Raw genomic sequence first — 12,117 nt, forward strand, 5'->3', positions numbered from 1 at the left:
CTGTCAGTTTTTTACTTCTCGTTTTGAAGTCCCTTTTCCATCGCTTTCCACGACAATGTTGCACATTTAATACGTGCCGGGAATTTTGCAACACCTTGCAGTGCTTCAATATCACCAAGGTCCATATCATCAGGATAATCTTTTCCGAGCATTATATCGGAAAACACATTTGACAAGCGAAGAGCTGTTTTAATGTCTTTCCCCTTAATCGCCTGTGTCATCATAGACGCGGAAGACATTGAAATTGAACAGCCTTCCCCGTCAAATTTTGCATCTGTGACAATCCCGTCTTCTACATTCATCGTCAAATGAATACGATCTCCACACGTAGGATTATTCATGTCAATTGTAACACTGCCGTCTTCAATTGCTCCCTTATTCCGTGGGTTTTTGTAATGATCCATAATCACCTGGCGGTAAAGTTGATCTAAATTATCAAAAGACATCTGAGAAATACTCCTTTGTTTTTAGCAAACCGGCGGCAAGTCTGTCGATATCTTCTTCCGTGTTGTACAAATAAAAACTTGCTCGTGCCGTCGAAGAGACCTGGCACCATTTCATTAACGGCTGTGCGCAATGATGGCCAGCGCGGACGGCGATGCCTTCTGCATCAAGAACTGTTGCTACGTCATGTGGATGAACCTCATCCAAATTAAATGTTACCACACCCGCGCGGTCTTTTCCGCTTTTCGGACCTAAAATTTTCAAACCTGGAATATCCGCCAACTTTTCAAGCGCGTAAGTCGCAAGTTTATGCTCATGCTGTTCAATCTTATCCAAGCCAATGTCAGCTAAAAAATCAATGGCTGCTCCGAGACCGATTGCCCCGGCAATGATTGGCGTGCCACCTTCAAATTTCCACGGCAGCTCTTTCCAAGTTGACTCATAAAGACCGACAAAGTCAATCATTTCACCGCCAAATTCAATCGGCTCCATGTTGTTGAGCAATTGTTCTTTCCCGTATAATACCCCAATTCCAGTTGGTCCGCACATCTTATGGCCCGAAAAAGCTAGAAAGTCACAATCGAGCTTTTGTACATCGACTTGAATATGCGGTGCTGCCTGGGCGGCATCAACAACCATAACAGCTCCGTTTTCATGGGCGATTTTCGTGATGTCTTCAATCGGATTTATCGTTCCAAGTACGTTTGATACCATCATAACAGATACAATCTTAGTATTTGGGGTAACCGTTGCTCGCACATCATCCAGAGAAATCGTTCCATCTTCCTGCATCGGAATATATTTTAGTGTAGCACCTGAAAATTTCGCCAGCTGCTGCCAAGGAATAATATTCGAATGATGCTCCATGTGTGTGATGACGATCTCGTCGCCTTCTTTTACATTTGCACGTCCATAACTTTGCGCAACAAGATTGAGCGCTGTCGTTGTCCCGCGTAAAAAGATGATTTCCTTTGTGGACGCTGCGTTGATGAAACGGCGCACTTTATCGCGCGCCCCTTCATACAAGTCCGTTGCACGATTGCCAAGCGTATGAACACCGCGGTGAACATTCGAGTTGTGCAAACGGTAATAATCGTTTAGCGCTTCAATGACTTGAACAGGTTTTTGAGATGTTGCCGCGCTGTCAAGATATACGAGTGGATGACCATTCACTTCTTGATCGAGAATCGGAAAATATTTTCTCAATTCTTTTGCGTTCATTGGCGAACTTTCCTTTCAATGACACCTGTTAGTTGTTGTTTCACGTTTTCGATTGGCAAATTATTCACAACTGGTGCTAAGAAGCCATGAATAACAAGGCGTTCTGCTTCCTGTTTTGTGATACCGCGGCTCATTAAATAATAAAGCTGTAGAGGGTCGACACGGCCGACAGAGGCAGCATGACCTGCCGTTACATCATCCTCATCAATTAAAAGAATTGGATTGGCGTCACCTCTCGCTTTTTCACTAAGCATTAACACGCGTGATTCCTGCTCTGCATTCGATTTAGAGGCACCATGCTCGATTTTGCCGATTCCATTAAAGATTGATTTTGCTTCGTCTTTCATAACGCCATGTTTCAAAATGTAGCCTTCTGTATGTTTTCCAAAATGAACGACTTTTGTTGTAAAGTTCATGGATTGATTTCCACGGCCGACAACGACCATTTTCGTATCCGCGTAGGATCCGTCACCGATTAAGTTCGTTACATTTTCTGAAACGGTATTGCCATCGTTCATTACACCTAGTGACCAATCAATGCGGGCATTAGGTGCTGTAATACCGCGTCGGTTCACGTATGTTGTTACGTTTTCAGCAAGTGTATCTACAGCTCCATATGATACGCGCGCATTATTTCCTGCAATTACTTCTGTCACAATGTTTGCAACACTTCGCTCAGTTGCCACTGTGGAAATGTAGTTTTCCACATACGTAACCGAGCTGTTCGCTTCTGCTACAACGATTACGTGATTAAAAAGTGCTGCGTTTTTATCGTCATGAATGAAAACAGCCTGTACTGGTTCTTTTATTTCAACGTTTTTCGGCACGTATAAGAAGACGCCGCCGTTTACAAGTGCTGCATGAAGAGCGGTTAACTTATGCTCATCTGCTTTCACCACTTGAGTCATGAAATATTTTTGAAGGAGGTCGCCATGTTCTTTTGCAGCAGTTGCAAAATCAGTGAAAATAACACCTGCTTCTTTTAATTCAGAAGATATATTTAAAATGGACGGTGTGCCATTGCGCTGTACGTAAATAGTTTGTGCTGGATTTTCTTCCCCAACAACCGCTTGAGCTGCTTCTGGAAGAGCTGCGAGCGACTCAAATGGAGCGCTCTGTACATTGTGCGCACCGAACTCCGTAAAGTTCCATTTATCGATTTTTGTTTTATCCGGTTTTGGAAGCGGTAATTCCTCCGCTTTGTTAAACGCATCTAGACGAGCGTTTAAAAGCCATTCAGGTTCGTTGTTTGCAGTTGAAAAAGCGCGAATTCCTTCTTGATCAACCGACCATTTTGTTTCAGTCATAGTAGCTCCTCCTCGATTACTGTACCGTTTCGTCTTCGATGCCAAGTTCCTGTTTAATCCAGTCATATCCTTCTGCTTCAAGGCGTTCCGCAAGTTCCGATCCACCAGATTTCACGATTTTTCCTTGCATCATAACATGGACATGGTCAGGTGTGATGTAATTCAAGAGACGTTGGTAATGCGTAATCATTAAGCAGCCAAAATCTTCACCGCGCATTTTGTTGATTCCTTTTGATACAACTTTAAGCGCATCTATATCAAGACCTGAGTCGATTTCATCAAGGATGGCAATTTTCGGCTGGATTGTCATTAATTGAAGAATTTCGTTGCGTTTTTTCTCCCCGCCAGAAAATCCTTCGTTCAAATAGCGTTGTGCCATATCTTGATCCATTTCAAGAAGATCCATGTTGCCGTCCATTTGACGGATAAATTTCATTAGTGAAATTTCGTCCCCCTCTTCGCGGCGGGCATTTACTGCAGAGCGAAGAAATTCAGCGTTTGTAACGCCTGTAATTTCACTTGGGTATTGCATTGCTAAAAATAGACCTGCACGAGCACGTTCGTCTACTTCCATTTCAAGAACATCTTCTCCGTCAAGTGTGATAGACCCTTGTGTTATTTCATATTTCGGGTGACCCATAATAGCGGAAGAAAGAGTCGATTTACCCGTTCCATTTGGCCCCATGATCGCATGGAACTCGCCGCCTTTAATCTCAAGGTTTACCCCTTTCAAAATTTCTTTCCCGTCGATTGCGACGTGAAGATCTTTAATTGTTAATGTTGATTGTGACATGTTTTACCCTCCGTATTCATCGGTTTGAGTAACCGATTGTGTCTATTCTCAATTTATTCTCATTACAATCTTATAACAAATTAAATTTATATTCAACCGTAGAAAGCGATTACAATTTGTATTCTCAAATAAAAGTAAAAAAACCGGCTTTTTTGCCGGTTCCCTTACTTTTCATTAAGATATGTGATTAGTAAATTTCCGGTTAAAGTCCGCAACGATGCGTCTGCTTTCAAGGTAATCCTGCTCGCGCTGCTGCTCGACGTCAATTCTCACTTCATGCTTCTGGCTGTACACTTCGTAGCCAACACCATGGGATGCGTGCATCGCTTTTTCCATGCCTTCTGTGTACTTCATATTCAGTGAGTTACTAATAGGGAATCAATCCTTTTCGTTTTTTTTTGGAGACCTGCTCCGCTATTAATACTAGCAGGCGGCGAACGGGATACGCAAAAGCAATTAGAAGCCTTGAGTCCCCCTCACAAGTTGTGAGCTCCTTTATACTCTTGTATATATCCCCTTTCGCAGAATATAAACCAAATACTCACGAATTCTTAATTATCTGAAAACTAAATGTTCTTACAAGGTAAAAAAAACCGACCAGTACTAAGCCGGTCGGTTTACGCATTATTTCGAAACTGGTACGAATGCTCCGCCCCATTCTTCTAAAATAAAGTCTTGAATTTCTTTAGAATGAAGGACTTCTACCAATGCTTTAATTTTTTCTTTATCTTCATCACCTGAACGTACAGCAATGATATTCGCATATGGTGAATCTTTTCCTTCAAGGGCAATCGCATCTTCAAGTGGATTCAAGCCAGCGTCCACAGCATAATTCGAGTTGATCATGACTGCATCACCCTCGTCGTTATTGTACACTTGCGGAAGCAATGCAGCTTCATAATCATAGTCGAATTCTAAATTCTTTTTGTTTTCCGCAATATCATCAAGTGTTGCTGCCTCTTTCGCAACACCTTCTTTTAACGTGATTAAACCCGCTTCTTCAAAGAGAGCCAGCATACGACCGTGATCTGCAACAGATGAACTTAAAATAATTTTAGCGCCTTCTGGAAGTTCTTTTAAGTCTTTATACTTTTTCGAATAAATCCCGATAGGTTCAACGTGGATACCGCCAGCACTTACAAAATCGTACCCATGCTCCGCTTTTTGTGCTTCGAGATAAGGAACATGCTGGAAGTAGTTCGCGTCAACTTCTCCCTCTTCTAATACTCTATTCGGTATAATATAATCCTGGAGGGTTTCAATCTCCAATTCATACCCTTTTTCTTCTAGTATCGGCTGCGCTTTTTCCAAAATCGCTGTATGAGGAACTGGATTAGCCGCTACCACAATTTTTTTATCTTCTTCTGCTGTACCTGAGTCTTTGTTTTCATTATCTGCTGTCTCTTCTCCGCCTCCGCACGCTGCAAGAACGAGCATAAAAGCGACTGTCATTAAACCGAGAAGCCATTTTTTCATTACAAATTCCTCCTAAACAAATTTATCGTTTATCGAGTTTACGTGTTGCAGTATCCCCGATGAACTGAATAATAAACACAATGATTAAGATAATAATGGTTGCCATCATCGTGACATCAGTACGACTGCGCTGGAATCCATCCAAAAAGGCAAGATTGCCGAGTCCTCCTGCTCCGATAACACCCGCCATCGCCGTGTAGCCAACAAGGGCAATCGCCGTAACGGTCAAGCCGGAAACGAGAGCTGGCAATGATTCCGGAATTAATACTTTTCTGATAATCGTCCATGTAGATGCACCCATTGCACGGGCAGCTTCAATGACCCCTTTGTCAATTTCCCGAAGGGCTATTTCAACCATCCGGGCATAAAAAGGAGCTGCTCCAATAATTAACGCAGGGAGTGCCGCATTTTCTCCGATAATTGTTCCGACCAGCGCCTTTGTAAATGGAATAAGCAACACAATTAATATGATGAAGGGAATCGAGCGGAAGACGTTGACGATGATGGCTGTTATGCCATATGCCGCTTTATTTTCCCATAACTGCCCTTTCGATGTTAAAAAGAGCAGAAGACCGAGTAATATACCTAAAATAAAGGTGACAATGACTGAAATACTCGTCATATAAAGCGTCTGTACTGTTGCTTCCCACATTTTTTCCCAATCGACATTCGGAAACCATTGTTCAATCATATGTAATTACCTCCGAATCCACCTGCTGCGCATCCAAAAATGCCGTGGCTTTGTCGACTTCAGTTGCATCACCCGTTATTTGAACAAACAATGTTCCATAAGCGCCATTTTGCGTTTGTGAAATTTTCCCCTGCAAAATATTAACGTCCACGTTAAACTGGCGGATCAATTCGGTCATGACCGGCTGTTCTGCTGATACACCAACAAATGTCAGTTTAACAATTTTTCCGTTCGGATGAGATTCAAGCAAATGATGAATCGTTTCCTTTGATTCTTCAGGCTCAGTCACCTGCTGCACAAACCGCTTCGTAATTTGCTGTTCCGGACGGCGGAATACGTCCAGCACCGTACCAAGTTCTACGATTTTCCCCGCTTCCATTACGGCCACGCGATGGCAGATTTTGCGGATAACATGCATTTCATGCGTAATAAGCACAATTGTCAGTCCGAGCCGCTGATTGATATCAACGAGCAATTCTAAAATCGAATCGGTCGTTTGTGGATCAAGCGCGGATGTCGCTTCATCACACAGAAGAACTTGCGGATTGTTCGCGAGTGCTCGCGCAATACCCACTCGCTGCTTTTGTCCTCCTGATAGCTGTGATGGATAAGAATCCCCCCGTCCTTCAAGACCGACAAGTTCAATAAGTTCGTTTACACGCTTGTCCCGTACCGCTTTATTAACGCCGGCAATTTCAAGCGGAAATGCAATATTCTCACGAACCGTGCGTGACCAGAGCAAGTTAAAATGCTGAAAAATCATGCCGATCTCCTGGCGCGCTTTTCGAAGTTCTTTGCCTTTAATTTTAGACACCGCCCGTCCCGCAACAGTCACAGAGCCTTCAGTTGGTGTCTCGAGTCCGTTTAGCATGCGGATGAGTGTACTTTTACCCGCACCGCTGTAGCCGATCATTCCGAAGATTTCACCCTCCTGAACGGAAAGATTTATATCATCAACAGCAGTTACCCGGCCATTTTTTGTATGGAATATTTTCTTTGCCTGTTCAATTAAAATCATGGTGTCAACTCCTTTCCATAAAAAAAACCCGTCTGCACAAAGTAGACAGAAAGGCAGTGATGAACCCCTTTCTCTCATCTTCCGGAGCATATTGCTTCGTGTGACTTGGCACCTTTCTGCTAAAGAAGGTTGCCGGGCTTCATCGGGCACATCCCTCGGCCTCTCTTGATAAGAGCTTGTTCTAAACATGAATGGATTTTAACATTCGGATAATAATTATGTCAATAAAACAATATTTAACCCCCGTTGTAAATAATGGGATTATATAACCGAGCGTATTTCTTCATATATATATGGAACTGACTGAAAAGCATAAATTTTCTTTATTAGTTTCCCATTTGAAAACAAGAGTAAACATGGGACGCTTTCAATCGCAAATAAATGGGCAATATCTTCGTGGTAATTTAAATTGATCCGTCGAAGCGGCACGTCTATGTTCATAGCCTCAACGACATCAAGCATTTTACCGGCCACCTGGCATGTACCACACATTGGTGTGTATGCATATAAAGCTGCTTTCGGTCCAGCAAGCAGTTCTTGAATTGTTTTTGTTGTCTCCATCTTTTACTGCGTTCCTTCTTTCTGTAAAAATTCACCGTGTACATCGATATCCGCGCTCATTAAAACTGACGCGAGATAACGATGCGGAGCAGCCGCGACTTCTTTATAGCGGCGGTCAATGTATAGATGCCGTGCTTGAGGAAGCTCCCGTTTAAACTGTCGGCGTAATTTCTCTCCTGATGCGTCCGCATCAACTAAGATGTATACATCACGTTCAAACAGCTCGTCCACAAGCTCGTCAAGACGTGACACACCAATCGTTCCGTTCGTACAAATGATGTCTACCGGTTCTCTAACAATTTCAGCCACCCGTTTCCGGTCAGAAGACCCTTCGACGATAATTGTTTTTTCCACCATTATCACCATCACCCCGCTGCACGTTATTGTCTCTATTTTCACCTGTTTGATGAAAAAATGCAAAAAATAAGAGCAGACAACCAATCCTTTTGTTGTCTGCTCTTTATAAACTATTTGTCCAGTTTCCCATGTAGATAACCTATTTTCGTATTGAATCATTCATTGATTGTTCCAGCTTTTTCAAATTAAAACGGGCCCCTATCCAAAATAAAACATAGGTTGCACAAAATACCACAAAACTCAGTACAACAGGAAGCGGCTCAGGCGGAACCCAACCGACAAACAAAGCTAGCGGGTAAAACACACATATAGATAGTAGAAAATGAACGGATGTTTGTTTTAACGGACTCCACGAGTCATTGTCAAAAAGAAACGAAGCAAATCCAAAATAAACACCTATTATTAAACTGCCAAACATATGCATCCATAATTCTGACACTGTTGCTTCCACCATGTTTACTTTCATCACAGTCAATACAGCAAATGTTATCACTCCAGCCATGCTAATTCCGACAAACGCTCGTTTTATCACTTCAAACATGTTATTTGCCTCCTGTCCTTAATGTTTCATGCACTACTTTTGTATATTTTCTCGATACATACTCTTTATTTCCTGATTTGAAATAAACACATAGATTTCCGTTAAAAGAAAGTTCAAATCGGTGAATTTGATCTACATTGCCTATCACTGATTTAGAAAATCGAGTAAATTGCCTTTGATCAAGTGTCTCCTCCACTTCGTACAGCTTCATCTTTAATTCAATTATTTGATCCTTTAACACGGCCGTTACTTTTCTTCCTTCCGCCTGCACGTAATCAATATCTTCCGCTTGAATGATAAACGATTGGCCTCCTTTTTCTCCAACCAATCGTTTCACTCTCGAGCCTTTGGAAAACTTTACAATCGATTCCAGCTCCCTAGTCCATTCTTTCGCATGAATTGTCATCACCGGCTCTTCATACTCATCACTTATGTCAATGTTAATCTTCATCTGTCAGCCCCCTTCTATTTATATTATAGTTGGTAGGATTTTTTTTCAGTTGACAAACAACATAACCGGTTAATACCAAGTCATAACATGATGCAAATTCTGTGTATATGGAAATGCTCGTTGTTTTTGGAACACAAAAAAGACCGGCGTTGTGCCGGCCTTTTAAATTAATCTTCTTTTGTCATTTCTTCATATTGTTCTGCAGTCATAAGATCGTCAATTTGAGACGCATCAGACGGCTCAACCACGATCATCCATGCTTTTTCATATGGAGATTCATTAACAAATTCCGGGCTGTCATCAAGATCTTCATTGATTTCAACGACTTTCCCGCTGATCGGGGCATACAATTCAGAAACTGTTTTAACAGATTCAACACTGCCGAAAGGTTCGTTAGCTGTTACTTCATCGCCAACAGACGGAAGCTCAACGAAAACGATGTCACCAAGTTCAGATTGCGCGAAATCCGTAATCCCGATGCGCACTTTCCCATCTTCTTGTTTCACCCATTCATGTTCTTCGGAAAAACGCAGGTCTTTAGGCAAATTCATTTGTTTGTCCCTCCAGATTGTATAATTATACTTTTCACTTTACTGATTATTTATACAGAAAGCAAGAGGATTCATTTCCATTTTTGTGCATATTCGTCTTCTTTAAAGCCAACCGTCACCGTATTATTGTTGATTGCAAGCGGGCGCTTAATTAACATGCCATCAGATGCCAATATGTCAAGCAGCTCATCATCAGACGATGCTGCGACTTTATCCTTTAACCCCAGCTCACGGTATTTTTGACCGCTCGTATTAAAAAACTTCTTTAACGGAAGCCCGCTTTTTTCATAGGCTTCTTTTAATTCTGCTTTTGATGGGGGCATATCAACAATATGGATCGCTTCGTACGATACATTATGTTCATCAAGCCATTTTTTTGCATTGCGGCATGTCCCGCATTTTGGATACCAGTAAAACTTCATTATAAAATCACCTCAACTGATGATGTTCGACAAAATCCGCAAAAATCCTTTTATCTTTGAAAATTCATTACCCAGTTAATGCCGTTTTTGCAGTCGGTGACCTGTCCGTGCAGTGCGCCGAAAAATGTATCCGCGAGCTTTACTTTAATGGCGCCTCCGTCTGCAGCCAATTTTTCATAGGCATTCGTAATTTCCTCTTCGCTCCCAAATTGCATAATGACATTTGCATCTTTCGTCTCATTTTGCTTTCCATATGTATCGGCAAAATGAATAAGGCTGCCGCCAAGATGCAGCTCAGCATGAAGCAATTTTCCGGCATGCTCGTTCAAAATTTTAATATCGCCACCGAAAATAGACTGATAATACTCTACCGATTCCCGTACATCTTTCACTAAAATAAAAGGACTAGCACTTTTCACGTTATGATCACCTCACGGATAAATTTCAACTTTTTTTGTAAAAATCCTTCTTTTGTTAATGCTAAAAGCCCCTTTTTATCAAAAGGGGCCCACGTTATTATACGACGTATTTCAACGTATTATTCAGTTTCTCTGCTGCTTCACGCTTTTTTGCAATGACGTTGATCGGTGTGTGGCGGCCGAGTTTGCGTAATACAGACATCATCATGCGCAATGTGTCGCCTGATTCAATCGCCACGATCGTTTCTTTTGCATGTGTTTCTATTTCGTTGAATGCTTCCTGGCAGAAAATTTGGGTGTACAATAATTTCTGTTTATTTTTTTCTTCACCGAAATTCTCTATTGCTTTTTCAGTGCGCAAAACCGCTGATTCCATCGCATACACTAAGTTAGCAAGATCCGCGATATTTGCCAGTACTTCTTGCTCCACTTCAAGCGCTTTTCCGTATTTCTGAACGGCAAGCCCTGCACCAAGAAGGGCAATTTTCTTTGCATTTTTCACAAGCATTTTTTCTTGCGCAAGTACAGCGTCCCCCGGTTCTTCCGGTATATGCATCATCACTTCTCCTTGCAGCGCCTGTGCTTTTTCAAACAGCGGCAGCTCTCCTTTGAACGCTTTTTTCAAAAATGTACCCGGCACGAGAAGCCGGTTAATTTCATTCGTTCCTTCGAAAATACGGTTAATGCGAGAATCCCGATACATTCTCGCGATTTCATATTCCTCCATAAATCCGTAGCCGCCGTGAATTTGCACCCCTTCGTCTACAACAAAATCGAGTACTTCTGATCCGAAAAATTTGCCTAGTGAACACTCAATTGCATACTCGGCAACAGATGCCGCAATGGCTTTTCCGTCCTTTTGTTCTTCTTCAGAGAGGGCGCTCATCCGCTCTTCAAAGTACCCTACCGTTCGATAAATTGCACTTTCTGATGCGTATACTTTTGACGCCATCGTCCCGAATTTTTCTTTGATCAAATTAAAGTTTGCAATCGGTGTTTTGAACTGCTGGCGTTCATTTGCGTACTTTAATGAGATATCCAGCGCCCGCTTCGCACTGCCGACTGTACCAACACCTAATTTGTAACGCCCAATGTTTAAAATATTAAATGCAATGACGTGACCGCGTCCTGCTTCACCAAGTAAATTTTCCACCGGCACTTGGGCATCACTTAAAATTAGTGTTCGTGTCGATGAACTTTTGATCCCCATTTTTTCTTCTTCTGCCCCGGTTGATACACCCGGATAATCTTTCTCCACTATAAACGCCGAAAATTGTTCCCCGCCAATTTTCGCGTACACAATAAACACATCTGCAAACGCAGAGTTTGTAATCCACTGTTTTTCCCCGTTTAACACATAATGTGTCCCTGATTCGTTCAATCGTGCTGTTGTTTTCGCCCCGAGCGCGTCCGATCCCGAACCGGGTTCTGTAAGGGCATAGGCCGCGAAACGTGTTCCCGCTGCTAAATCGGGAAGATATTTTTTCTTTTGCTCTTCATTTCCAAATAAGACGATCGGCAATGATCCGATTCCGACGTGCGCCCCATGCGAAATAGAAAATCCGCCTGCGCCCGCCATTTTCTCAGCAATCAGCGCAGAACTGATTTTATCAAGATTCAGCCCCCCGTATTCTTCTGGCACATCTGCAGCCAGCAGCCCAAGTTCGCCTGCTTCCCTTAATAATTTCACAGACCGGTCAAATTCATGCTTTTCTAAGAAGGGTACTTCAGGCATGACGCTGCCTATCACAAAGTCCTCAGTCGTTTTGGCAATCATTTTTTGTTCATCTGAAAAATCTTCAGGTGTAAATATGAAATTAAAATCCACATCTTCTATTAAAAAAGAACCGCCTTTTGCTGCCATG

16 protein-coding genes and 1 riboswitch are annotated in these 12,117 nt (G+C 42.3%); all 16 genes read right to left on the reverse strand.

The window, feature by feature from the left end:
- Window positions 1–11: 11 nt before the first annotated feature.
- On the reverse strand, window positions 12–446 hold the full coding sequence (gene sufU, locus BTO28_RS04865; protein WP_076764424.1) for a Fe-S cluster assembly sulfur transfer protein SufU: 435 nt from the start codon (window positions 444–446) through the stop codon (window positions 12–14).
- Complete coding sequence (locus BTO28_RS04870; RefSeq protein ID WP_076764425.1) at window positions 436–1,665, reverse strand: cysteine desulfurase; 1,230 nt, start codon at window positions 1,663–1,665, stop codon at window positions 436–438. Before BTO28_RS04870 ends, sufU begins: the two co-directional genes overlap by 11 nt.
- Window positions 1,662–2,972 carry a Fe-S cluster assembly protein SufD gene (sufD, locus tag BTO28_RS04875; RefSeq protein WP_076764426.1) on the reverse strand — a complete coding sequence of 437 codons (1,311 nt, stop codon included), beginning with the start codon at window positions 2,970–2,972 and terminating at the stop codon, window positions 1,662–1,664. The genes BTO28_RS04870 and sufD overlap by 4 nt, the downstream gene beginning before the upstream one ends.
- Before the next feature lie 16 nt (window positions 2,973–2,988).
- Complete coding sequence (gene sufC, locus BTO28_RS04880) at window positions 2,989–3,765, reverse strand: Fe-S cluster assembly ATPase SufC (protein WP_076764427.1); 777 nt, start codon at window positions 3,763–3,765, stop codon at window positions 2,989–2,991.
- Window positions 3,766–3,939: 174 nt separating this feature from the next.
- Window positions 3,940–4,101, reverse strand: coding sequence for a hypothetical protein (locus BTO28_RS04885; RefSeq protein ID WP_233129825.1), 162 nt, complete (start codon window positions 4,099–4,101; stop codon window positions 3,940–3,942).
- A 288-nt stretch (window positions 4,102–4,389) separates the two neighbouring features.
- Window positions 4,390–5,241 (reverse strand): MetQ/NlpA family ABC transporter substrate-binding protein, encoded by an 852-nt coding sequence (locus BTO28_RS04890; RefSeq protein ID WP_076764429.1) that lies wholly within the window; start codon window positions 5,239–5,241, stop codon window positions 4,390–4,392.
- A gap of 22 nt (window positions 5,242–5,263) precedes the next feature.
- Window positions 5,264–5,932, reverse strand: a complete 669-nt coding sequence (locus BTO28_RS04895) for a methionine ABC transporter permease (RefSeq protein WP_076764430.1) — start codon at window positions 5,930–5,932, stop codon at window positions 5,264–5,266.
- Window positions 5,925–6,950 carry a methionine ABC transporter ATP-binding protein gene (locus tag BTO28_RS04900; protein WP_076764431.1) on the reverse strand — a complete coding sequence of 342 codons (1,026 nt, stop codon included), beginning with the start codon at window positions 6,948–6,950 and terminating at the stop codon, window positions 5,925–5,927. The genes BTO28_RS04895 and BTO28_RS04900 overlap by 8 nt, the downstream gene beginning before the upstream one ends.
- A 71-nt stretch (window positions 6,951–7,021) precedes the next feature.
- A riboswitch (SAM riboswitch) is annotated at window positions 7,022–7,125 on the reverse strand.
- An 86-nt stretch (window positions 7,126–7,211) separates the two neighbouring features.
- Complete coding sequence (locus BTO28_RS04905; protein ID WP_076764432.1) at window positions 7,212–7,511, reverse strand: thioredoxin family protein; 300 nt, start codon at window positions 7,509–7,511, stop codon at window positions 7,212–7,214.
- Window positions 7,512–7,514: 3 nt separating this feature from the next.
- Complete coding sequence (locus tag BTO28_RS04910; protein WP_076764512.1) at window positions 7,515–7,874, reverse strand: toprim domain-containing protein; 360 nt, start codon at window positions 7,872–7,874, stop codon at window positions 7,515–7,517.
- A 133-nt stretch (window positions 7,875–8,007) separates the two neighbouring features.
- The gene (locus BTO28_RS04915) at window positions 8,008–8,409 is read right to left on the reverse strand and encodes a DUF3021 domain-containing protein (protein ID WP_076764433.1); all 402 of its coding nucleotides are present in this window, start codon (window positions 8,407–8,409) and stop codon (window positions 8,008–8,010) included.
- Window position 8,410: 1 nt separating this feature from the next.
- Window positions 8,411–8,860: a LytTR family DNA-binding domain-containing protein gene (locus BTO28_RS04920; protein WP_076764434.1), complete on the reverse strand. Its 450-nt coding sequence runs from the start codon at window positions 8,858–8,860 to the stop codon at window positions 8,411–8,413.
- Window positions 8,861–9,027: 167 nt separating this feature from the next.
- Window positions 9,028–9,411, reverse strand: coding sequence for a glycine cleavage system protein GcvH (gcvH, locus tag BTO28_RS04925; RefSeq protein WP_076764435.1), 384 nt, complete (start codon window positions 9,409–9,411; stop codon window positions 9,028–9,030).
- Between the two features lie 71 nt (window positions 9,412–9,482).
- Entirely contained in the window at window positions 9,483–9,833 is a 351-nt protein-coding gene (locus tag BTO28_RS04930) for an arsenate reductase family protein (protein WP_076764436.1), read from the reverse strand.
- Between the two features lie 50 nt (window positions 9,834–9,883).
- Window positions 9,884–10,252, reverse strand: a complete 369-nt coding sequence (locus BTO28_RS04935) for a VOC family protein (protein ID WP_076764437.1) — start codon at window positions 10,250–10,252, stop codon at window positions 9,884–9,886.
- A gap of 97 nt (window positions 10,253–10,349) precedes the next feature.
- The gene (locus BTO28_RS04940; RefSeq protein WP_083711302.1) at window positions 10,350–12,116 is read right to left on the reverse strand and encodes an acyl-CoA dehydrogenase family protein; all 1,767 of its coding nucleotides are present in this window, start codon (window positions 12,114–12,116) and stop codon (window positions 10,350–10,352) included.
- Between the last annotated feature and the right edge of the window lies 1 nt (window position 12,117).

The sequence above is a fragment of the Domibacillus epiphyticus genome, from assembly GCF_001975785.1.
In the GTDB taxonomy this organism is placed as follows: domain Bacteria; phylum Bacillota; class Bacilli; order Bacillales; family Domibacillaceae; genus Domibacillus; species Domibacillus epiphyticus.

Coding starts and splice junctions, on each gene's coding strand:
- BTO28_RS04870 (WP_076764425.1), bottom strand. CDS start 1,665: ATGAACGCAAAAGAATTGAGAAAATATTTTCCGATTCTCGATCAAGAA.
- BTO28_RS04940 (WP_083711302.1), bottom strand. CDS start 12,116: ATGGCAGCAAAAGGCGGTTCTTTTTTAATAGAAGATGTGGATTTTAAT.
- sufD (WP_076764426.1), bottom strand. CDS start 2,972: ATGACTGAAACAAAATGGTCGGTTGATCAAGAAGGAATTCGCGCTTTT.
- BTO28_RS04895 (WP_076764430.1), bottom strand. CDS start 5,932: ATGATTGAACAATGGTTTCCGAATGTCGATTGGGAAAAAATGTGGGAA.
- BTO28_RS04905 (WP_076764432.1), bottom strand. CDS start 7,511: ATGGAGACAACAAAAACAATTCAAGAACTGCTTGCTGGACCGAAAGCA.
- sufC (WP_076764427.1), bottom strand. CDS start 3,765: ATGTCACAATCAACATTAACAATTAAAGATCTTCACGTCGCAATCGAC.
- BTO28_RS04900 (WP_076764431.1), bottom strand. CDS start 6,950: ATGATTTTAATTGAACAGGCAAAGAAAATATTCCATACAAAAAATGGC.
- BTO28_RS04920 (WP_076764434.1), bottom strand. CDS start 8,860: ATGAAGATTAACATTGACATAAGTGATGAGTATGAAGAGCCGGTGATG.
- BTO28_RS04915 (WP_076764433.1), bottom strand. CDS start 8,409: ATGTTTGAAGTGATAAAACGAGCGTTTGTCGGAATTAGCATGGCTGGA.
- BTO28_RS04890 (WP_076764429.1), bottom strand. CDS start 5,241: ATGAAAAAATGGCTTCTCGGTTTAATGACAGTCGCTTTTATGCTCGTT.
- sufU (WP_076764424.1), bottom strand. CDS start 446: ATGTCTTTTGATAATTTAGATCAACTTTACCGCCAGGTGATTATGGAT.
- BTO28_RS04885 (WP_233129825.1), bottom strand. CDS start 4,101: ATGGAAAAAGCGATGCACGCATCCCATGGTGTTGGCTACGAAGTGTAC.
- gcvH (WP_076764435.1), bottom strand. CDS start 9,411: ATGAATTTGCCTAAAGACCTGCGTTTTTCCGAAGAACATGAATGGGTG.
- BTO28_RS04930 (WP_076764436.1), bottom strand. CDS start 9,833: ATGAAGTTTTACTGGTATCCAAAATGCGGGACATGCCGCAATGCAAAA.